The 20,587-nt window shown below is 61.0% G+C and carries 24 protein-coding genes; 10 read left to right on the forward strand and 14 right to left on the reverse strand.

Going from position 1 to position 20,587, the window contains the following annotated elements:
* Positions 1-170 precede the first annotated feature (170 nt).
* The 3 genes from ACVW16_RS05905 to recA form a co-directional block, all read right to left on the reverse strand.
* The gene (locus tag ACVW16_RS05905; protein WP_456704418.1) at positions 171-1,001 is read right to left on the reverse strand and encodes a hypothetical protein; all 831 of its coding nucleotides are present in this window, start codon (positions 999-1,001) and stop codon (positions 171-173) included.
* A 47-nt stretch (positions 1,002-1,048) separates the two neighbouring features.
* Positions 1,049-2,056, reverse strand: coding sequence for a hypothetical protein (locus tag ACVW16_RS05910; protein WP_456802245.1), 1,008 nt, complete (start codon positions 2,054-2,056; stop codon positions 1,049-1,051).
* Between the two features lie 161 nt (positions 2,057-2,217).
* A complete protein-coding gene (gene recA / locus ACVW16_RS05915; protein WP_057747344.1) occupies positions 2,218-3,306 on the reverse strand; it encodes a recombinase RecA in 1,089 nt (362 codons plus the stop codon).
* Between the two features lie 206 nt (positions 3,307-3,512).
* On the opposite strand from recA, the gene ACVW16_RS05920 reads away from it, so the two are divergent.
* Positions 3,513-3,716 carry a hypothetical protein gene (locus tag ACVW16_RS05920; protein ID WP_456738634.1) on the forward strand — a complete coding sequence of 68 codons (204 nt, stop codon included), beginning with the start codon at positions 3,513-3,515 and terminating at the stop codon, positions 3,714-3,716.
* Positions 3,717-4,113: 397 nt separating this feature from the next.
* Here ACVW16_RS05920 and ACVW16_RS05925 read toward each other — a convergent pair whose 3' ends face one another.
* Positions 4,114-4,296, reverse strand: a complete 183-nt coding sequence (locus ACVW16_RS05925; RefSeq protein WP_456704420.1) for a hypothetical protein — start codon at positions 4,294-4,296, stop codon at positions 4,114-4,116.
* A 303-nt stretch (positions 4,297-4,599) separates the two neighbouring features.
* On the opposite strand from ACVW16_RS05925, the gene ACVW16_RS05930 reads away from it, so the two are divergent.
* Both ACVW16_RS05930 and ACVW16_RS05935 read left to right on the forward strand, forming a co-directional pair.
* A complete protein-coding gene (locus ACVW16_RS05930) occupies positions 4,600-4,815 on the forward strand; it encodes a hypothetical protein (protein WP_456704421.1) in 216 nt (71 codons plus the stop codon).
* A gap of 2,585 nt (positions 4,816-7,400) precedes the next feature.
* Positions 7,401-7,604 carry a hypothetical protein gene (locus ACVW16_RS05935; RefSeq protein WP_092228052.1) on the forward strand — a complete coding sequence of 68 codons (204 nt, stop codon included), beginning with the start codon at positions 7,401-7,403 and terminating at the stop codon, positions 7,602-7,604.
* On the opposite strand, the gene ACVW16_RS05940 is transcribed toward ACVW16_RS05935, so the two are convergent.
* Entirely contained in the window at positions 7,601-7,855 is a 255-nt protein-coding gene (locus ACVW16_RS05940; protein ID WP_456704422.1) for a hypothetical protein, read from the reverse strand. The two genes, ACVW16_RS05935 and ACVW16_RS05940, sit on opposite strands and share 4 nt — an antisense overlap.
* 95 nt (positions 7,856-7,950) lie before the next feature.
* Positions 7,951-8,244 carry a hypothetical protein gene (locus ACVW16_RS05945; RefSeq protein ID WP_456735619.1) on the reverse strand — a complete coding sequence of 98 codons (294 nt, stop codon included), beginning with the start codon at positions 8,242-8,244 and terminating at the stop codon, positions 7,951-7,953.
* Between the two features lie 316 nt (positions 8,245-8,560).
* Between ACVW16_RS05945 and ACVW16_RS05950 the strand changes: the two genes are divergently transcribed.
* Positions 8,561-9,025, forward strand: coding sequence for a PaaI family thioesterase (locus tag ACVW16_RS05950; RefSeq protein WP_456704424.1), 465 nt, complete (start codon positions 8,561-8,563; stop codon positions 9,023-9,025).
* A 119-nt stretch (positions 9,026-9,144) separates the two neighbouring features.
* Here the strand turns inward: ACVW16_RS05950 and ACVW16_RS05955 are convergent, their stop codons facing one another.
* From ACVW16_RS05955 to ACVW16_RS05965, 3 genes are all read right to left on the reverse strand, one after another.
* Positions 9,145-9,426 carry an HdeA/HdeB family chaperone gene (locus ACVW16_RS05955; RefSeq protein WP_456704425.1) on the reverse strand — a complete coding sequence of 94 codons (282 nt, stop codon included), beginning with the start codon at positions 9,424-9,426 and terminating at the stop codon, positions 9,145-9,147.
* A gap of 139 nt (positions 9,427-9,565) precedes the next feature.
* Positions 9,566-9,889 carry a hypothetical protein gene (locus ACVW16_RS05960; protein WP_456704426.1) on the reverse strand — a complete coding sequence of 108 codons (324 nt, stop codon included), beginning with the start codon at positions 9,887-9,889 and terminating at the stop codon, positions 9,566-9,568.
* A gap of 186 nt (positions 9,890-10,075) precedes the next feature.
* Positions 10,076-10,309, reverse strand: coding sequence for a hypothetical protein (locus ACVW16_RS05965; RefSeq protein ID WP_456704427.1), 234 nt, complete (start codon positions 10,307-10,309; stop codon positions 10,076-10,078).
* 173 nt (positions 10,310-10,482) lie between these two features.
* Here ACVW16_RS05965 and ACVW16_RS05970 point away from each other — a divergent pair, with 173 nt between their 5' ends.
* Positions 10,483-10,866, forward strand: a complete 384-nt coding sequence (locus ACVW16_RS05970) for a hypothetical protein (protein WP_456704428.1) — start codon at positions 10,483-10,485, stop codon at positions 10,864-10,866.
* Between the two features lie 112 nt (positions 10,867-10,978).
* On the forward strand, positions 10,979-11,308 hold the full coding sequence (locus tag ACVW16_RS05975) for a hypothetical protein (protein ID WP_456704429.1): 330 nt from the start codon (positions 10,979-10,981) through the stop codon (positions 11,306-11,308).
* A gap of 56 nt (positions 11,309-11,364) precedes the next feature.
* On the opposite strand, the gene ACVW16_RS05980 is transcribed toward ACVW16_RS05975, so the two are convergent.
* Positions 11,365-11,832 (reverse strand): DUF6691 family protein, encoded by a 468-nt coding sequence (locus ACVW16_RS05980; protein ID WP_456704430.1) that lies wholly within the window; start codon positions 11,830-11,832, stop codon positions 11,365-11,367.
* Positions 11,833-11,837: 5 nt separating this feature from the next.
* Entirely contained in the window at positions 11,838-12,266 is a 429-nt protein-coding gene (locus ACVW16_RS05985) for a YeeE/YedE family protein (RefSeq protein ID WP_456735620.1), read from the reverse strand.
* 182 nt (positions 12,267-12,448) lie between these two features.
* Between ACVW16_RS05985 and ACVW16_RS05990 the strand changes: the two genes are divergently transcribed.
* Complete coding sequence (locus ACVW16_RS05990) at positions 12,449-13,612, forward strand: GNAT family N-acetyltransferase (RefSeq protein ID WP_456704432.1); 1,164 nt, start codon at positions 12,449-12,451, stop codon at positions 13,610-13,612.
* Positions 13,613-13,619: 7 nt separating this feature from the next.
* On the opposite strand, the gene ACVW16_RS05995 is transcribed toward ACVW16_RS05990, so the two are convergent.
* Together ACVW16_RS05995 and ACVW16_RS06000 are read right to left on the reverse strand one after the other, a co-directional pair.
* Complete coding sequence (locus ACVW16_RS05995; protein WP_456704433.1) at positions 13,620-14,285, reverse strand: DsbA family oxidoreductase; 666 nt, start codon at positions 14,283-14,285, stop codon at positions 13,620-13,622.
* 65 nt (positions 14,286-14,350) lie between these two features.
* Positions 14,351-15,172 carry a helix-turn-helix domain-containing protein gene (locus ACVW16_RS06000; protein WP_456704434.1) on the reverse strand — a complete coding sequence of 274 codons (822 nt, stop codon included), beginning with the start codon at positions 15,170-15,172 and terminating at the stop codon, positions 14,351-14,353.
* Between the two features lie 2,539 nt (positions 15,173-17,711).
* Here ACVW16_RS06000 and ACVW16_RS06005 point away from each other — a divergent pair.
* Positions 17,712-17,942 carry a hypothetical protein gene (locus ACVW16_RS06005; protein ID WP_456802246.1) on the forward strand — a complete coding sequence of 77 codons (231 nt, stop codon included), beginning with the start codon at positions 17,712-17,714 and terminating at the stop codon, positions 17,940-17,942.
* A 102-nt stretch (positions 17,943-18,044) separates the two neighbouring features.
* On the opposite strand, the gene ACVW16_RS06010 is transcribed toward ACVW16_RS06005, so the two are convergent.
* Positions 18,045-18,248, reverse strand: coding sequence for a cold-shock protein (locus ACVW16_RS06010; protein ID WP_028141284.1), 204 nt, complete (start codon positions 18,246-18,248; stop codon positions 18,045-18,047).
* A 362-nt stretch (positions 18,249-18,610) separates the two neighbouring features.
* Here ACVW16_RS06010 and ACVW16_RS06015 point away from each other — a divergent pair, with 362 nt between their 5' ends.
* Positions 18,611-18,823: a hypothetical protein gene (locus tag ACVW16_RS06015; protein ID WP_456802247.1), complete on the forward strand. Its 213-nt coding sequence runs from the start codon at positions 18,611-18,613 to the stop codon at positions 18,821-18,823.
* Positions 18,824-19,625: 802 nt separating this feature from the next.
* Positions 19,626-20,192 carry a LabA-like NYN domain-containing protein gene (locus tag ACVW16_RS06020; RefSeq protein ID WP_456802248.1) on the forward strand — a complete coding sequence of 189 codons (567 nt, stop codon included), beginning with the start codon at positions 19,626-19,628 and terminating at the stop codon, positions 20,190-20,192.
* Positions 20,193-20,587 lie beyond the last annotated feature (395 nt).

The following is a 20,587-nucleotide window of genomic DNA, read 5'->3' on the forward strand; positions in this document are numbered from 1 at the left end:
TGCCCAGCTGTGGCGCCGAGCGCGCCTCTAAGGCGCAACCAACAATCGGCTTTTGCGATCCCATCGCCAGAGCCGCTCGCTGGTCAACTCGGTCCCGCCCCACCAGCGCTTGATCCGGTTGTGACGCCACATATCGTCTTTGCGCGCTACAAGTGAACGCCCAAGCTCAGTCAGCGTGACCTCCACTCGCTCCTGCCGAAGTAGCGATCCTCATTGTCGAACGATGGATCGCCCAACAGGACCGGCGGGACCGAATGTCCCCCCAGTTCGATCAGGGCATCTTGCGCGTCGGATCCGTCGAATACATCGCGAAGCCACCTCGCCTCGGAGATGCGCCCCGGGTCGGTGTACCCTTGGTCCACAAAATCCAGCAGGTCCATTTCGCTGGCACCCAGGCCCGTCACGCTGTCCGGAAGCTCTTCAAGCACCGCAATGAGCGCCGATCGAAGTCTCGGCAGGATCGTCAGATCCGTCATCAGCAAATCGAAACAGGGCTCTGGGGTTTCAGCCCGGTAGGCTCTCCAGGCGCGGCTCGCCGTCGCCAAATGGTTGTCGGTCACCTTGAAGGCCGGCAGCTTCCATTTTGCGACCGATTCCGGTGCATAATTTGCAACAATGTCGTCCGTATGCACGAAGCTCAGCTTCGTCGTGATCTCCTTGTAAGGGCGAAGAAGGTCGAGCAGCCAGACGAGCACGAGCTGATCGTTAGCGAGAGGATCGACCCAGATTTCAATCGAGTCGAACTTTGCACAAAGCTCGAAGAAACCGATATCGCGGCTGCCGAAGCCTTCCAGCGAGCCACGACAAACGCCGTCGAGCCAATGGTCGCCGGGATTGCAGTGCTTGGCTGATCGCCGCTCCAGCCCCATCAAAAGCTGTTCTTCAGAAGGCAATTTCCTCCAAACGAAACGAAGATAGAACCCGAGCGTGAGGTTCGCGAGGCCTGACCCCCGGAGCACGTCTTCGGCAGGATCATTCGTGGCTAAGATCAAATGGGACACGATTGTCTGTCAAAATTGCTACGCAACGCTCTGACGACGCGTACGCATTAATCAGGAGCGATGAGTGAAAAGGCCTCCCGGTCCCACTGCCACAGCCGTTCGCTGGTCAGGTGGGTACCGCCCCACCACCGGTCGATCCGGTTGTGCCGCAGAAAATTCTCGCAGCCACCAAGCACCGCTTTGCCGAACTCGGTGAGCAACAACCGGGATTGCTTGTACCGCGCGTGACGGAGGGCATCGTTGTGCATGTCGAATGTAAATGGCCCTTCCTCCAGCCCGGACACGGCCGGCACCGGAGAGCGGACGAGCCCGTCGAGCAGCGCTCCGACTTCCCAATAGTCGAACACGCGACTCTCGTTGCGCTTCTGATGTCCCGGAAAGACGTCGAAGGGCCGCGCTTCGCCAGGCGCAACCAGTTCCAGGATCCGCGTCTCCGTAGCTCCCAGACCAGATGTGACGCCCGGAAGCTCTTCGAGCAGATCAATGATCGATTGCTCAAGTTGTGGAAACAGACTCAAATCCGCCTTGAGGAGATCGAACCAAGCCTGCGGCGTCGGCTCACGATAAGCCCGCCAGAGACGACCGGCCAGTTCGAGGTGATCATGTGTAGGCCTGACCATCCGCGGGTTGAGTTGCGCAAATTGCCCTGGATCGGCAGCACCAGCAGCGCCGTCCAGCTGACGCATCATGAGCTTGGAGACCGCCGCGTCCTCGCTGCTGCAATGATCGAGCAGCCAGAGCAGAAGCAATTGGGCGTTCGGCTCCCACCCGATCCACAATTCGGCCGAGCCACATTCTGACAACAGCTCGATCAATCCGTGACCCTTCAGGCCCGATTCATCGAGACGCCAGGACGGCGTATCGTCGAGCCAGTGAAGCCCTTGAGGCTGCGTCGCGCGCGGCGCAAAGAACGCATCGCGCTCCGCAGCGGACGGCAATCGTCCCCACACGAGCCGACGCTCGATCGCGATCACGAGGTCGGCACAGCCCGCCTGTTGGATGGCGCCGGCGATGGACGAGTCAGTCGTCACGATGAGCTTCGTCTTTGCTCGCATCACACCAGCCGATCACGACAACGCGCAAAAAGAAACGGGCACTGCCGACGTCGGCAACTCAACGTCCTCAGCGCCCGCTCCTCGCGAAAACTCTTGGAGCATGATCCGGAAAAGTGTGTAGCGGTTTTCCGATCAGATCATGCTCAAAACAACAACCCGGTCTACTCGTCCGCCGGCTCCTCGCCGTCGGCGTCGCTCTCGGGCGTGCCGGCCAGGATCTGCTCGGAAATCAGGCCGGAGTTCTGGCGGATCGCGGTCTCGATCTTGGCGGTGATGTCGGGGTTGGACTTCAAGAACGCCTTCGAGTTCTCGCGACCCTGACCGAGGCGCTGGCTGTCATAAGAGAACCAGGCGCCGGACTTTTCGACGATGCCGGCCTTGACGCCGAGATCGAGGATCTCGCCCATCTTGGAGACGCCCTCGCCGTACATGATGTCGAACTCGACCTGCTTGAAGGGCGGCGCCAGCTTGTTCTTCACCACCTTCACGCGCGTCGTGTTGCCGACCACTTCGTCGCGCTCCTTGATCGCGCCGATGCGGCGGATGTCGAGGCGGACCGAGGCGTAGAACTTCAGCGCGTTGCCGCCGGTCGTGGTCTCCGGCGATCCGTACATCACCCCGATCTTCATGCGGATCTGGTTGATGAAGATCACCATGGTGTTGGACTTGTTGATGGAGGCCGTGAGCTTGCGCAGCGCCTGGCTCATCAGACGGGCCTGCAGGCCCGGCAGCGCATCGCCCATCTCGCCTTCGAGCTCGGCCTTCGGCACCAGCGCCGCGACCGAATCGACCACCAGCACGTCCACCGCACCCGAGCGCACCAGCGTGTCGCAGATTTCCAGCGCCTGCTCGCCGGTATCCGGCTGGGAGATCAGGAGCTCGTCGATATTGACGCCGAGCTTGCGGGCATAGACCGGGTCGAGCGCGTGCTCGGCGTCGATGAAGGCGCAGATACCGCCTTTCTTCTGGGCTTCCGCCACCGTGTGCAGCGCCAGCGTGGTCTTGCCCGAGGATTCCGGCCCGTAGATCTCGACGATACGCCCTTTGGGCAGGCCGCCGATGCCGAGCGCGATATCCAGCCCCAGCGAGCCCGACGAGACCGCCTCGATATCCATCGAACGGTCGTTCTTGCCGAGCTTCATCACCGAGCCCTTGCCGAACTGACGCTCGATCTGGGAGAGCGCGGCAGCGAGAGCTTTACTCTTGTCCATGGAAGATCCTTCGACGATACGCAGGGCAGTGGTGGACATTGGGTCGTGCTCCTTATGGCGAGGATTCGCGCGGGGGACAAACGGTTGGCGGGGCGGCTCGTCGATAAAAACAACGTACACCGTTTGTTCTAGGTTCGCAATATGTTCTTTTGGGAAAAGGGGTAGTGTCCGTATTTGACCCCTGGTGTCCCAGTTTGTTCTGCGCACTGTCCTAATTCGCTGTAAGGTGCGGGATGGACCGCGCCATGCTGCACGAGCATTTAGCGATAGCCGAGCGCCACATTGCCGATGGCCTGAAGCTTCTTGCCAAGCAGGAGGCGCTGATATCGGAGCTTGACCGGCACCAACACGATATCGAGGGCGCGCTGGCCGTGCTGGCGACCATGAGGGAAACGCAGTCGCTGCATATTGACGACCGTGACCGCATATTGAAGGAGCTGGAACGGTAAGGCCATTGATTTGGCGTGGCCGATGGTCCCCCGGGCTCAAGCCTCAGTTTGTGGAGGAGTCCACCCCAGAGAAACGCCCTGAGCCCAAGCCAATCCGGCTAGAGAAGGCGCGGCGCCGCATTGAGGAGTACGCCGCCGAGTTGCGGAAGATCATCCAAAAGCTAGGGCGCAAGATGCACTAAGGCCGCCTCGGTTGCGGCCTCTTTCATTTAGAGCGCGGCTGATAGGTTTGCCATCCCGCGCTTGTATCGGTCGACAGACGGATCAAGCTCCAGCCGTTGCCGCTCCACGATGTATGTCTTGCCGCTGACGAACTTGGCGAGCGGAATCCTCTGATTGCCACTGATGCGCCGCCAACCAAGTTGCAGGTCCCTGCAGAAATGAAAGAGGCCGCAACCTACTCCGCGGCGTCTTGGACGGTGCGGATGCGTGCGGCGCGCTGGGCCAACTGGTCGTAGTTCTTGGCCACCTTGCGGAGCGACTGTCTCACTTCCTCATGCTCGCAATTATCAGCCTTGGTGCGGAACTCTTCCGCTCGATTTCGGAAGTACGTGGGTGAATGCATACGCTCGATGCCCATGACACCAATCCCTCAATTGGGTCTCCGTCCCCATAATGGATTTGAAGCCTATCGTGTTCCCCGGACGAATAGACGTTCGAGGTGGCCCCAAACTGGGCCACTGGGGGGCCAGCGCCAAGCAATCGGTACTGTCCGTATTTGCCCCTTATTGTCCCAGTTTGTTCTGGCTAGCGTCCTAAGTTCACTTTTGAACCAAAGTGACGTGAGATAGTTTGCCCCTCATCACCGGCCGAGGCTCTGCCCGTAGGCGTCGGTGGCTGAGAGACCGAGAGCGCTCCCGCCTGCACAACAGGGAGCACCGCCATGACGGATAAGCCCGTCTATTTTGTCCGCCATTTTGCTGCGGAGATTGCCGAACAGAATGCCCGAATACGGGAGCTGATCGCGCAAGCATGCGAGGTGCTGAAACTGCCAAAGCCAGACACCTTTCTCGGACGCAAGACCCAGGAGCCCTTCCCAAAGGAGGACCTGCCTCCGGTAACAGGCTTGCAGTCTCCGGATCCAAGGAACTCAACCTGATTTGAGCCCCGGCCTGGCCGCACCCATGGTGACTGGCGACTAGCGATGGCTTGCCGAGCATCAGGTCTCTAACCGCCGCAACGCCGTCGTTCGGCGGCGCCGTCATTCCCACACATCGATCTCGCAATCCGCGGAGAAGCTCGGGCTGCATGGCCGCATCAAAGAGGCGCGCTGTGCGATGCTCTTTTGAATTCGCGTGCAAAATGTCGCGAGCACGCTCCGTCCCCGGGCTTCACCCTTATCGACGGGACCGCTTGGCGAGGAATACCCGATGGGCTTTGCCGCGTTGAGGCGATCGATGGGAGATGCTCGTCAATGCATGGCGCGCGCATAGCAAAAATCACGCGATACACACGCATGTAGGTCGGCATGAGCTACGGCTACGCTACGGCCCAATTGGTCTGATTATCAGAATTCTGAGGCTGCAAATATGCAGCGGCCCCACCAACGCTGATACACATGGCGGGGCCGCCTGCTCAACGAGCTCCGGGGCTGGAATCCGAGCCCGAAGGCCACCCGACTGTACGCCCATCCGCCTATAATGGTGCTTGAAACAAAGGAGCACTCATTTCGGAGTATCCTAATCAACGTGTGCGGTGCAGCGGCTCCGGGTACCTTGTGGGACTGGAGAGAGGATCTGACGCCGGGGCCGCGAGCGCACCAACTCGAATACACCTGGCACGCCGCGACAAGGCTCTGCCTCGTACCTTCCTGGCGCACCGCAGCCATGTAGCTGGGCTTCGGGAACGACTGCCATGGACCACCGCGCTTACATCTTGGACCACCAAACTCGGCAATAAGGCCGCCTCGGTTGGGCGAGTTCGTCCAGCCAACGCCGTCGTTCTCCCACCGAGAAATTTGGCATTTTTTTTCAGGAACGATGGCTTTCGCCGCGCGTCTGTTCGGAGCCCCCAGCCAGATAGGACAGCCCCCCGACTGCTGGAGGAAAACCCGCGTCACGCGGGTTGGCGGCCCCTCCCATCGGGGCCGTTTAAATTTCCGAGGGAGAGATCAAGGCCGCCTTCAGTTGGCGGCCTCTTTCATGTCTTTGATGCGTCAAGATACATCGTCAACTTCTCGCGCAACTCGGCCGTCGTACCGGGTACGGTCGTATTCGGCCCCAAGCGTCCTACTAGGCTGAATCTGCTGGACCCCTGCGCGTGGTGTAGAAGCGTCCCGTCGCATCGAGCTTGATGAGACGTGGGACTCCATCGGCAAGAAGCAGAAGCGCGGCGGATGGACTGGCATTCACCTCTGCGGGTGCCTGAATCGAAAGGGGCCGCTTCTCAGCGACCCCTTGCCGGTTACAATCTTGTTCGGGATGAAATCCAGCCCCGGCGATAACCACCGTAGCGTCACCAAAAAGCCAAGTGGATTCCGGACAATTACCGTTCGCAATGCTGTCCTAATCTGGCTCCCGGGCGAACAAAAAAGCCCCGGCTCGCAGGGTTGGGGGGCATGAGCCGGGGCCATTCACTTGGGGTCGCCCTTGGGGAAGGGCATCGGGAAAACTCGGCAATGAGCCAAGCGTTCCAGCGGCCCCAGTTGATTCGCAGACTGGGCGGACTGATGCGTGTTTTGCTCTTACGGCACGGTTCCGTGCGCGTCCGTCCACACCGGTACACTGTTGCAAGTAAGGCCGCGCTTCTTACCGGTCGATGCCTACTGTGCATGGGGTTGTTTTCGCGTTTTGCGGCAAGCCGCTTCCGGCAACACGCCGCAAGCGCCCGTGCGGCTACATCAGCACCAGTAGCACGACCCCGATCACCAACACCACGAAGCCGGCCGCCGTCGCGGCGGCAAATGACCGCTCAACCTTATCCATGATGCCACCCCGCTATCGACGCGCCACGTATCCCCCATGGCTTCGCCGTGCCCGCAAAGTGTCGCCAACGGATGTGTCCTAAGTTGTGCGGCCGGATGTCTGAATTGGGACGCGCGGCCTTTTCGCAAGCCACGCACAAGCTTGCGTAAGGCGTTTGTCAGCCGAATGCTCTAGCGTTGCTTCACCCGATCGACCAACATCGGGTCTCCATACCCAGTCGACCCCGCTCTGCCCCGAGCGGGGTTTTCTGTTTTCGGCGCGTGGGTCTGAAGCTTGACTGCGCAAGTCGACATCGGGTCGGATCCTGCCTTGTCAGGCTGTCGTAAGCTGAGCGGGCTACGGTCACAGGGCTATGGTGTTGCAGCCCAGCACCTCAGCCTCCAATAACCTTCTCCCCGCCCGGCTCTCCCCTGGCGGGGTTTTTTCTTGTGAGGGCTCGCGGCGCGCGCGTGCGTGAGTTCGTGAGTCATCGGCGTCTGTCCGACTCGTCCGGGTCGCCATCACGCGACAAGTCTTCGAAACGCCGGACCCGCTCGGCCCGGAATCCCTGCCCGTGGTTCTCCGGCCATGAACAGAGTTCCTGGCCGAAAGCGCGCGTCCATCGGCTCGGCCTTTCGGAATCTGATTTCGCTTGTTTCGAAGCACGCGCGCTTTCGGGATTTTCGTGAATTTTCCTCGACTTAACGGCAAATTTCTCTTGTGGAATATTGTCGCGCTCAACATGTTAGCCGACACGGAGAGGTGAATCGTGGAGGTGACCATGAATCACAGGGGCGTTGAGTTCACGATTGCGAAGACGGCGATCCCGGGCGTCTGGCAATGGCAATTCCGGATCGGCGATGAGACCAAGACGGGCAGGACCGAGACGAAGATCGATCTTCTGGCAATCCGTCGCGTGCAGCTGCGCATCGATCGGGAGTTGAAGGCCATCGGGCACAAGGCAGAGCGGCCGAACCGGGGCTAATCGGCGCTGGGCAGGCGTCGCATGGTGAATTCGATGTCGCCGCCGGGCAATTCGCGCCAATTCTCGACCTCGCTCATGTAGCCCGCCTTGGGATAGCGCGCGAAGAAGGCCCGCGCTCTCGCCCGTGCGGCATCGCGCGGCAGGGTGAAACTCTCGCGCAGATAGCCGTCGCCGGCCTTGTCAGCCGGTGCGACGGCCTGCTTGCGCCGGCGCGCCATCCGATCGGCGAGGTCCCGCGGGCGATCCGCCATATCCAGCCTCCTCAACGCAATACTGCCAGAGAATGTAGGATCAGGGCCGAGCCAAGGGGAGTCCCGAAAGTCGGTTTACTCGCCCCGGGGCCGGGTCAATTGGCGGCCTTGGTGGTCTTCTTGGGCGTGCTGGTGACGACCGTGGCCTTCTTCGGCGCGGGTTGCTTCGGCGCATCGGCGCGCATTCCGCCCCAGGGATCGTTGGCCGCCTTGGCGTCCGGAATCTTCTTGAGCGTTTCCTTGTAAGCCTGATCGCGTGCGGCATCCGCGGCCTTTTCGTCGTCAGTTTTGGACGGGCCGTCCGCCATCAGATTAATGTGGGGCGAATCCTGCGCGAAGGCCGGTCCAGCCATCAGCGCGAGCACCGCCGCCAAACGAATAAGCTTCATCACTCACTCCTGATTCATCGTCTCGGCGCCGCCGGCGCCTCAATTTGCTAGAGCCGATCCGATCTGCACGATTTCGGCCCCTGGAGCCAGTCGTCCCAGATCGGGCCGCATCTGGTGCAGCCACTCAGCGCCAGACCAAGCACGGCTAGGCAAAATACCAGGATATATCGACGCGACATCGTCCACCCGCTCCCAAGCGTGGCATCATACCGGGCGAAGTCGGGCATTTTCAAGCCGACCGCCGGCCGGTGACTTGGCCGGTCGCAAGCGGGCAAAATGGGCGAAACATCCGGCAACCCAGGAGAGAACGACAGCAATGCCTTCGCAGCCAGAAGCCGAATTCGGGATCATCGAGGCCAGACGCATCCTCGGCGAGGTCTTTGCGCCCTGGGTGCAGGATCTCAACCTCTCCGTCGAGCGCATCGAGCACGCGCCGCCCGCGAACACGCCGGACTGGCAGCCGGGCGCCCTGCTCCGCATGCCATTCTCGGAGCGGCTATGCCGCAATGGCGGCGTTGTCTGCGGCCAGGCCTTGATGGCGCTGGCCGACACCGCAATGGTGATCGCAAACCTCGCCGCCAACAGCGGCTATCGGCCGATGACGACGGTGGACCAGACCACGCATTTCATGCGCGCGGTGTCCTCGTCGGACGTGCTGGCGGATGCGCGCGTGGTGCGCCTTGGTCGCACCATGAGCTTCGGCCGCGTCACCCTGCTCTCCGCCATCGACAACAAGCAGGTCGCGATGGTGTCGAGTGCATTCGCGATGCTTCCGGGCTGACGATCGCCCGAATATAACAGAGCCGCGTGAGCGCAAAAGCAAACCGCGGCTCTCGATGACGATCCTGCCGAAGCGATGGACCGGTACGTGATCGCGTGTCCGTCAGCACGCTTCGATCATTACTTGCCGCCGACTTCGTCGGCGGCGGCGACGATGCTGACGTTCGGGTTGGTGCCGCAATAGGCACCGAACTTCTTGGCGTTTTCGACAAACATGTCGGTGTCGATGATCGCGTTGTCCTCATCGCCCTTGTACCAGCCGTCCATCCAGGTCAGCACCATCTTGATGGTGTCGTCCCCGCTCTCGAGCAATTGCTTGCAGCTCATGGTCGCGAGATCGAGCTTGGTGGCGTGGGCGGGCATGGACGACAGCGAAAGCGTGATCTTGATCGGAATCTCCACCGGGGCGAAACGCCATTAAGGAAAGGCTTGCGGGTAAACTCGGCGGAAAATGACTCGCCGTCTCAACGTCGTAAACGAATTCTGAATCGCCGCGCAAGTAGCGCCGCGGTTGAGTTTAGATCAACGCAATTTCCATGCACTAGTTTACGATCGTCACTACGGATGAACGCAGATGATTGAGAAACGCGCAGCACAGCGTCACCGGGTCTTCAAAGGTGGCACGATCTGCTTTGAAAATAGCGGTATCGCGTGCACCGTACGAAACATGTCGGACGGCGGCGCGGCGATCGACCTCGATACGTCTGTCACGTTGCCACACTCGTTCACGCTCTCCATCGCACGCGACAAATTCGTGCGGAATTGCCGTACCGTTTGGCGGTGCGACAGGCGCATCGGCATCGCTTTCCTGCGGTAGCGCACGCGATGTGAACGACTGTTCGCATCGCATCGACATCACGATCATGATTGCCTGATCGTTGTGCCCGGCGGCGGATTGGATCCGGTGGCCTCGGCGTGAACGGAAACACCAGCGTGCGTTCGTCGATGGCGGCGTGAACGGGCCGTCGTTGCGGGCCTCCGCGAACTGCCGTTTGCAGGACGAGGACGCAAGCCGGCGTGATCTGCAGCCGTCCCGCCACACCGCCTCGTTCTATTTCGGCTTCGTCGCCGACCCGCTCGGACGCGCCCCGCCCCATGGGTCATACTTTTCCTTCGGCTCCGGAATACGCTCGAGCGCGGCCTTGTAAGCCCTATCGTCGACCTTAGGCTGGTTGTCCGTCTTCCGGCTGTCGTTGGCATGACGCCGACCGCCGCCCCCCATCTGCGCCTGCGCGGCGGCTACCGTCAGCGCCAGCACCGCGGTCGCAATGACCAAAATCCTCATTGGTGCTATCCCCCTGATCTGAGGTACAAACTAGCGTGCAATCCCATGTTAGCCAATGTGGCGACCTCCGCTTCTTCAGCAAATATTGATTTGGCGGGACTTCGTCTCGACGAATTCAAGCCTATTTGTTGCCCCGCGGGGGACCTTCACGGATGTCGCGGATTGTTGCTCATGTGTTGCTGCTTGCCGGCGCGCTCGCGCTCGGCGCGTGCGGCTTTGCCGACAGTCGTGCGCCGGTGCCTGAGTTCATGCGCCTCAAGGAAGCCGAGCAACCGCCTCCCGAACCGCCGCCCGACGTCAAGCGGGTCGTCCGCGAGCAGATTGACGTGGTCTTCCTCAACACGTCGTATCCGCGCGACGTGCAAGTCGCCCTGCCCCATCACGAGGTCCGTGGAGCGGGCTGGACCGCCTGCGTCCGCGCGCAACTCACCTCCGCCACCGGCTCTGCGTTGGGCATCCAGACTTACATCGTGACAATCAACGGCGGAAAGGTCATCGACCGGCGGCGCGCGGAAGCCGACGACATCTGCGGGTCGGAAGCCTATGAGCCGATTTAGCGACGGATCGCACCAACGATCATCCGGTTCCGGGAAAAAGCTGTAACTCGGCCGGAACGATCGTTGCCTCCCATTCTTGTTACCGCCGAGGGCAGTTTCGGAGGAGCACAGGATGAGGACGTTCACGATTGCACTGCTGGCCGGTGTCGGGGCTCTCGCTGCGGCGAGCAGCGCGAGGGCCGCGGATTTCTACACGACCAGCGAATACACCAGTCCCGATCTCGTTCAGGAAGTTCGGCTCGTCTGCGATGACGCCGGCAATTGCTATCGCACCCACGGCGGCGCGCGCGTGATCGTACGCGACTCCTATGCGCGGATGCCGCGCGAGCGCTATTACGAGCGCCGTTCCTATCGCGACTGGGACGATGGTCCGCACGCCGGCGTCGGCATTCGCGCGCCCGGTGTCAGCGTGGGCGTCGGAGTTGACGGCGACCGCTGGTAAGCAACAAATCACGGTGGACGGGACCGGACGAGGCAGTTCGCCCGGTCCCGTCTGTTTCAGGTCTCAAGCGGATCGACCGGCGCGGCGAGGCGCGTCGACGAGGGCAGCTGCGCGAGGAAGCGAGCAAGCACCATGCCGGCAAACATCGCGACGACAAAGACAAAGGCCGAGATCGATCCGAAGCCGAGCGCGGTCAGTGCCGGTCCAGGACAGAAGCCGGCTAGCCCCCAGCCGATGCCGAAGATCGCAGGACCGACAATGATCTTCGGATCGATGTCGCTGCGCGTCGGCACGTGGAAGCGATCCGCGAACAACGGGTGCGCAAGCTTCAGGACATGTCTGAAGCCGGCAAAGGTCACGGCGACGGCGCCGGCCATCACGAAGGCGAGGCTGGCGTCCCATGTCCCTGCCGGGATACTGCCGAGATCGAGGAAGTTCAGCACCTTCGCCGGATTCGACATGCCCGAGATGATGAGCCCGAGGCCGAACAGCGAGCCGATAGCGAATTGGACGAGAACGGTCATCGCAATCAGCTCCAGTGCCGCATCAAGTAGACGGTGGCGACGCCCGTCGCCATGAAGGTGACGGTCGCGATCAGTGAGCGCAGCGACAAACGCGACAGACCGCAGACGCCATGGCCTGAGGTACAGCCGCTGCCCCATACCGAACCGAATCCTGTGAGCAGTCCCGCGACAACAAGCACCAGTGTTCCCGCAGCGATCGTTTGCTCCGGCAGGCTGCCGGTGACGAGCCGCACCAGCACGGGCGACGCAATGAGGCCCGCGACAAAGCCGAGCCGGCCGGCGAATGCGCGATCCTCATAAGGTGGAAACAATCGCGACGCGATCCCGCTGATGCCGGCGATCCGCCCCGTCGCCCACATCAGGAGCACGGCGGACAGGCCGATCAGCGCGCCCCCGCACAGCGAGGCAATCGGCGTGAAAGGCGTGGCGACCATTTGATCCTCCGGCTCGAGGGCTTCCCCTACTGCATCGGACGGGGAACCTGCCTGATGCTCAATGAGACGTTAACAATACCACTCGAATTGAGGTGGCGTCCCAACTGTATTTTCCAATCTTTGCGCTAAGCATGACCGCGTAACGCTGGTCGCACGCCCAGCGTGAACGGGGACGACGGGACGTGGTCGATATCGCGCACCAGGCTGCGATGAAACCGGCATCGGTGAAGGATGCAACGCGCGCGCTTGTCCCGCTCACGGCGGTCGAGCCCGGCCAGTGGCGCGCGCTGGCGCAGCGGGCCGTCGAGCCGAATGGCTACTACCTGCCAGCGTGGGAACTGGCCGTCAGTGCCAGCGCGCGCGGCCGTGTCGGTGCCTCGGCCCTGTCGGTTTGCGGCGGCTCCGCGACGCGTCTGATCGGCTTGATGCCGGTGATCTCGCTTTGGCGGGCCTGGAAGATACCGCTGCCCGCGCTGGTGAGCGCGCATCCCTATGGCACTCTGTGCAGCCCGCTGATCGACCGCGACGTCTCGATCGAGGCCGCGACGCGGCTGCTGCAAAGGGCGCGCGAGGCCGGAGCACATGCGCTGATTCTGCGCGACGTCGCGCTCGACGGCGCCGCGATGGGTTCGCTCAAGGACGCACTCGGCCGGGCCGGCCTGAAACCGCGCGTGCTCGACTGCTATGTCCGCGCCAGCCTGGATGCGACGCAGGACGGCGACGGATTACTGCACGCCGCGCTCGGTACCAGGAAACTCAAGGAGCTGCGCCGGCAACGCCGTCGCCTGGCGGAGCATGGCTCGATCAGCTTCGACGTCGCAACCAAGGCGGAGGAGATCAGGCCGGCACTCGAAAATTTCCTGCAACTCGAAGCCAGCGGCTGGAAGGGCCTGCGAGGCACGGCATTGATCCAGAACGCCGGCGATGCAGCCTTCATCCGCCGCGCCGTTCCCGCGCTCGCGGAGACCGCTCAATGCGAGATCGTCACCTTGCGCGCCGGCACGACGTCCGTGGCCGCCGGCATCGTGCTGCGCCACCAGGATCGCGCCTTCTTCTTCAAGCTCGGCATCGACGAGCGCTTCGCCAAATATTCGCCGGGCGTACAGCTTACGCTCGACCTGACCCGCCATCTCTGCGCCGATCCGTCCATTGCGAGCGCGGACTCCACCGCGAGCGCCGATCATCCCATGATCAACCCGATCTGGCGCGGCCGCCTTGCGATCGGTGACGTGCTGATCCCGCTACGTCGGAACGATCCGGTGGTCGGGCTGATCCATGCAGCGCTGGTCGCGCGTGGCTATGCCCGCGAGACGGCACGCCGCGCGATCCAGCTGCTCAGCAACTAAGCCGGCGCTACTCCGCCGCCTGTGCGTTGATCTCCGCCGAGACCTGGCGGATGGCGCGCGCAAGCATGTGCGGATCCTGCGCGCCGGAGACGGCATATTTCTGCGCGAACACATAGGTGGGCACGCCGGAGATACCCTTCTCGGCAGCCTCCTGTGCGTCGGCCGACACGCGCGCGACATCCTGGTCGGTGGCGAGGCGCTTGCGCACCTCCTCGGCATCGAGACCGATGTCGGTGGCCGCCTGCACCAGCACGTCGACGTCGGTGAGATCGCCGCCATCCCGGAAGTACAGCTCCATCAGGCGCTGCTTCATCTCGGGCGCCTTGCCGATTGCTTCGGCCCAGAGGATCAGGCGATGGCAGTCGGTCGTGTTGGGTTGGCGCGCGACCAGCTCGGGCCTGTAGACGAGGCCCTCTTCACTTGCCGCCGCGACCACGCGGCCCGCAATGCCCTTATAGGCCTCGACCGAGCCGAACTTGGTGGTGAGATACTCCTCGCGGCTGATGCCCTCGCGCGGCACCCAGGGATTGAGGAAGAAAGGGCGGAAATTCAGCTTAACCGGGACGTCGGGCACGAGCGCGAGCGCGCTCTCGATCCGGTGCTTGCCGATATAGCACCACGGACACACCACGTCGGAGACGACATCGATCTGGAGCGGTTTCAGGGTGCTCATGAGCGCCTCCTTCGGCGGTGCGGGTTTTGCCCAAGATAAGCCGCTCCCCCGCCCAGACAAGTGCGCTAGCACATGGCTGCGGCCATCTGCCTGAGGCGCTCGGCAGTGCGCTCGTCCGCCGGAAAGAACGTCTCCAGCGCCAGCTCCGACAAGGTGATGTCGACGGGCGTGCCGAACACCATGGTGGTGGAGAAGAAACTTAGTATTTCCCCGTCCTGGCGCAGCTTGAAGGGGATCGCGACATTGTCGCCCGACAGCGGCCCCGCGCGCGCCGGAATCGGATAGCTCTTCAGGTCGTGGTAGAGCTTGATCAATTCAGGATCGGCCGTCGCCTCGCATTGCCGGTGCAAACGCTCGAGCAGATGCGCGCACCACTCCGCAAGATTGACCGTCCGCGGTGCCAGTGCTTCGGGGTGAAAGGCGAGCCGCAGCACGTTGACGGGCTGGCCGAGCAGCCGTTCCGGAATGCCTGCGAGCAGCGGAGCCACCATGCGGTTGGCGGAGACCAGGTTCCAGTGCCGGTCATAGGCCAGCGCCGGATTGGGCTCATGGGCCTTGAGGACGAGGTCGATCGCTTGCCGGGCTGACTTCAAGGCGGGATCCTCCAGCGTGCGCTGCGGAAAGGCCGGCGCGTAGCCGGCGGCAACCAGCAGCACATTGCGTTCGCGCAAGGGCACATCCAGACGCTCGGCGAGCCGCAGCACCATCTCGCGCGAGGGCGCGGCGCGGCCGGTCTCGACGAAGCTGAGATGGCGCGCCGATATCTCGGCCTCGCCCGCGAGATCGAGCTGGCTCATGCGGCGGCGCTGCCGCCACTCGCGCAAATGGTCGCCGATATGGGCCGGCTGGCTGGGTTCGGCTCGTGCCGCGGATGCATGTGCGTTCATGGTCGAAAACCTACCACGCACATTTCGCCCCATCCATTACCCCCGAGGTAATGGATGTCGGCACCTGGCCGATTGCAATCACGGCTTCAAAACATCCCGGCGCAGTCGCTCCCGATCTTTCCGGAACAGCATCATCAGGCTTCCGGCAAGCGCGTGAAGAGCCATTTTCCCGCAAGCGCCCTGCCTTTCGAGGTACCTCGGCCTGGGAGGTCAAAACAGGCGGTGGCCTGCCTCTTTTGAACAGTCATTCCTTCTCGATTGCAGGCGTAAACTGCTTGTGCGAACCAAGCTTTGATCGGATAGCTCTGGCTCGCGAGCCGCGGCGGCCCTGCCGGGCTCCTGCGAGACGGGAGGCGCGTCATTCGGAGCTCGCGAGCGGAATTGGAGCTCTCGCTGAAGGCTCTCTCTGCCGGTCGAACCAAAGCTCGGGGTCGGCAAGGCTGACGGCGGACCTGCAACTTTCCGAAGTCTTCACACGGGCACTTAACAAACGTCTGGATCAGGTAACTAACTCTATAGCCGAGCCCCTCAAATGCTCGATCAAATTGGGTTCGTTTTGCCAACTTTTGCGCTTTCTCATCCCAACATCCGTCGTTCCTCGCGAAGCAGGCCTGCCGCTCGACGGCGGGGAGCGAGATTCATGGCGTTCCAGTGACACCAGGCGCCGTACCTGCCCATGAGACAGAGATTGCAGATCCAGCGTTGGAACCCAGCTTTTTCGTATAGCTGCCACTCGCAACAACTGTGCTTCGGCCCGTGCCATTTCTGGGGCGCCTGGCTTTTCTAGCTGGCTGGCGCCTTCTGGGATCAGGAGTTCCGCGATCCGTAAGCCTGGATCCCGGCAGAAGGACCATCGGCTGCCGAATTGAAAGACCATGGCGCGGGCATTGCGGCCTCATCCGCCCGGTTAGACTTTTCGGCCCCGTACTCCGCTTTGCGTTCTCGGGCTTCGCCATGGCGATGCGCGTCAAGATCCATGCCCTCTGCCGGTTCCACCTCTTGGCAAGACCTGTGCCGCTCTTGGTGGGCAATTGCACCTGCCTTCCTGACTTCACCTCTTGGCAAGACCGCCCTCATCTCATTTTGCAGCTTTCGGCGACTGCGTTCGCGTGATGAAAATTATCCCCTCAAACATCAAGATGGCGTCGCGTTATTCTGTCCTGACCGCGCGAGCAATTCTGCTTCCGTCATTCATACTTCGCAAGCTGCGACCGGACTCGTCTCTTTCCTTATTGCTCGCGCTGAAACGCCTATTCGCCCGGCGAGCAGCATTGTTGTTCCGCCGACTTCAATCGATCTTCACCGGGGAGGATCTCACTTAAGAACTACTCCACTGCAAGCCACGGCCCACCGCGGATGATGGCGCTCGTAGCGCGCCGAAAAACACGCTCTTCCCACAGCTTTGTAACAAGGTCTTTCAGCGCAATCCAATACAACACACTCTGCGGTCGGTGCCCATCGATCGCTAAGGACGCAATCTTCCAATATAGGTTGGGGTCTTCGCCCTCGAGCAGAACTGGCTCGACGAAAAATCCAGTGACTGATCCGGAATCTTGGCGGCCAATTGTTACTCCGACTACTCGGCGCGTCGAATCAAACGAATACTATGATTCGCTGATATTTGTTGCGGGGACGAGCCGTTTTATTTCCGCGTTAATTTCTATTAACGAACGGCTCAGCTGAGCTATGACTGCCGGGTGACGCATGAGTCAAAACTATAAGGAGGTCAATGCATTCGACACGCGTGACGCGTGACCACGCGGACTCTGTCCGCTTGTCGAGGTCGTTGACGTCCCTTTTTGAGCATTCCAACTGTTCCTGGCTCAGCTAGAACCGGTAGCTGGTTTCCATCTGTTCGAAGATGTGCCGGGTGTTTCCGTATGAATGGAGGATGACTACCACCAGGCAGCAGCACCGGATACAGCTAACAGAGAACCGAAAGCGAGGTAGCGCCTCGGCCAATTCCTGAAGCGTTGGCAAAGGCTAAACGTCATCATGCTGGTCGGCGTGTCCGAAATGACATTGGCCGACAGGCCCTTCGCGGAAGACATGGTGCCTACTGCCCCTAATTCGCTCGAATCGAAACCCGCGTCACGGGACCGGAATCGTCACGAACCTCAATGGTGGCTTCTTCGGGCTTGATGCCGCTGCAACTTTCCTCGGCGGCATCGGCCATGGCTTGGGTGGCTTCCCGTTCTACGCACTCCATTCCGCGAACTCTAACCCTTCCTCGTCAGCCCTAAGGCCGCTTTTGGTGAACCAGATCGAAGTAGTAGCGTGTCATTGACTCAGCGTATTCTTTTGGCCGTCCGATCCGGAACAAAGGCCGTTGCGCGAAGCAGGTGGCGTGGAGAGCAACAACGGTCATCATCCCGGCTTGTAAGTCTCGTCGGCTCGCCGGTAGGAGCCGGCGGAGCAGCTCCGGCCCATACCCTAAATTAGCCTCCTGCGGAGCCGGGGCGGTCTCTCCGACATGTGATGGCCCAAGCTCAAGAGGGATCGATGACCGTCTTCGTGTACGTCAATACCCGCCGGACCCGTGGGCGACAAGGATCACATCAAGGTTTTCACTACGGTGGATGCCGCGGAAAAGTGGTTCGAGGAGAACGACCTGGAGGACGTCGCTTTCGAATACGACCTGATCGAAGATGTAGGCCCGCTAGTGAACCGGCGGGCCATTTTCATGACGCAAGAAGCACTCCGGAAACAAACCTCGTCTAGCTTTGCCTCCATGAACAAGGGGGATTGCGGTCATGTGGGCACTTATTGAAGATTGTTGCCTGACACGCCTCAACGAGATTCGCCGGTACGAACTCAGATTGAGCCAAACAAACATCCGGCGACCGGCGTTTTGAGCCGGCGGTCGCCCCGATCAACCTATCCGAAGATTTTCCGCTGAGTCTTTGCCGCGATTGTTCACCACATCAAAGCTAACCTTCGCTCCTTCTGCGAGCGAGGTGAAGCCGGCTTTCTCAACCGCCGAGATATGGACGAATACGTCCTTGCCGCCGTTGTCGGGTTGGATGAACCCATAGCCCTTTGTCGGATTGAACCACTTAACTGTACCCATAGCCACTTAAACTTCTCCATTTTCTGAAAAGTAAAACTAGTGTCCCAATTGGCTGTGCGGACGCGCACCGCAGGTTGCCGGAGTCTCCAACCCAAGTCTGAGGAGCCTCTCCCGTTTTGTTAACTTTCGATTCACACCTGTAAGAGCGGGAACCCTCGCCATTCCGTATACCCCATTAACCGGGGCTGGCCCATATTTCACTTAGATCTTTTTACCCGGTTCTTTTGACCAAGCGCGGGCCGCAGCGAACCCAATCGCTGCGGCCTTCGTCGTGACTGCGCCCAACCCTATGGCTCAGCTATCCTTGCTTAAGCGGTCGATGCCCATAGTGTCCCCTTTCAGCCGATACTACTTAAGGAGCATCCGTTGTGGATTTGGATTTGCGGGGCGAGCTCGAAGCCTTGATGACAGAGATAAAGAAGCGCCAGCGGCATATTGAAGACCAAGCATTCCTGATCAGTGTTCTGGAGCGGGACGGTCACAACACGGTGGAGCAGCAGGCCGCGCTCAAGCTCGAACGCAAGCAGCTCGCACTGCAGATGGAACGGCAGACAAACCTCCTACAGAAGGCGCATCTTTGATTTTAGCGCCATTCGTTCTCAGGCACTGTCCCGGGTGGCCGCCGAAGTTGCTCCAGTCCCTCCTCGATCACCCGAAGGTCCGCAAGTACAGCATCTCGCGCCTGAGCCGGGTCAATGCTAGATGTGGCCTGTACTTTCTCCAGCAACTTGCCCCGAAGGTCTCGCATGCTCTCCAGGGCTCGCCGGTTTTCTAAACGTACATAGGCGGAAACGATCGCTTCAATGCTTGATGGCAATGTAGCTCCTCTACAAAAGGTTGAAGAGTAACTTATTCGAGCTAACCGGCAAGCGCTGCACTGCGGAAGCTCGCAAAACACCTTCCTGTAGACCCAAAGTTTCCCTGGCATGCCCGTTCGCCAGCCCCGGCGGGCCTTCCCACCAGCGGTCTAGTGCTAGGGAAGGCCAGCGCTTTCTGAACACCTGCGACGAAGATGATCCCAATTCCGAGCGACGTCAGGCTTTGCATCCCACTGGCCACATCGATATGCGTCTCGGCATCGTCGCGCCTGATCAGCAGTCGCGCTCAGTCCCCTCTCCCTCCGCCGCAGCGAAATTCGGACTGCGTTGGCCGCCTGTCGCCGGCGCGTTCGAGACGGGATGCCGCCACGCTTGGAAGCATCCCGCCGACGAGTCCATTAGCCCACGAAAACACTTTCACCGGCAAGAGATCGAAGATAGCCTGTCGTAGCCGGAGTTCAGCTGCCACCACGAATGATAGAGCGGCGCCAAGCCGCTCCACCGGCTCCGGATAGATGGGTCAAGGCGCTGCTTGCGGGCGTACTTTCCGCATTCGGGAGTCAGAATGCCTTCGGCACTTAGCAGAATCGCTCTTTTCATCGACGGGGCCAATCTTTACGCCACGACCAAGACGCTTGGCTTCGACATCGACTACGAGCGCCTTCTGATGGAATTTCAGGAACGCGGCGCGCTGCTCCGGGCCTTCTACTATACGGCGGTCATCGAGGATCAGGAGTTCTCGTCGATCCGCCCACTGGTCGATTGGCTCGACTACAATGGCTACACGGTCGTAACCAAGGCGACCAAAGAATTTGTCGACGCCTCCGGGCGTCGCAAGGTCAAAGGCAACATGGATGTCGAGCTCGCGGTCGATGCCATGGAACTCGCTGGGCAGCTCGACGAGATGATCCTGTTCTCCGGCGACGGTGATTTTCGGCCTGTGGTCGCGGCGGTGCAGCGGCGCGGGGTCCGTGTCTCCGTGGTCTCGACGATCGTCACGCGGCCACCGATGATCGCCGACGAGCTACGCCGCCAGGCAGACGTGTTCATCGATCTAGCAGAGCTGGAGACGAAGATAGGCCGCAATCCGTCCGAGCGGCAAGTGGCGCGCGAGCGCGAGCGGCGCGGGTAGTATGATCAGCGTCAGACTTCCTTCAAGCCGAGCAGCGACAACGACGAATTTGATCGCTGAACAAGCGATAACGAAGATCCAGAGCTTCCTGCAGGCGCGCAAGTACAGCAGACAACGTTCCGGGGCATGTTCATCTGCTACGAAACCCGCCGGTGCCCATGTCATGGCGCTGCTTTGGCGAAGCCAGAACGTCTACAATATTGCCCTTGTCGCGGCGTTTCTCTCTACGCGGTGATCAACAATCTCCTCCTCATCATCGCGGCCGCAAACTGAGTTCGTACATCGCTCTTCGGCATATCGGATCAAAAGAAATTTATGGTCGCCTAATGCCCGCGATCTTCCCGTTCCGGAATTAACTTGCAGCGCGGACATCAAGCTTAACAGTGAAGTTAAGT

The sequence above is a fragment of the Bradyrhizobium sp. USDA 4474 genome, assembly GCF_054057515.1.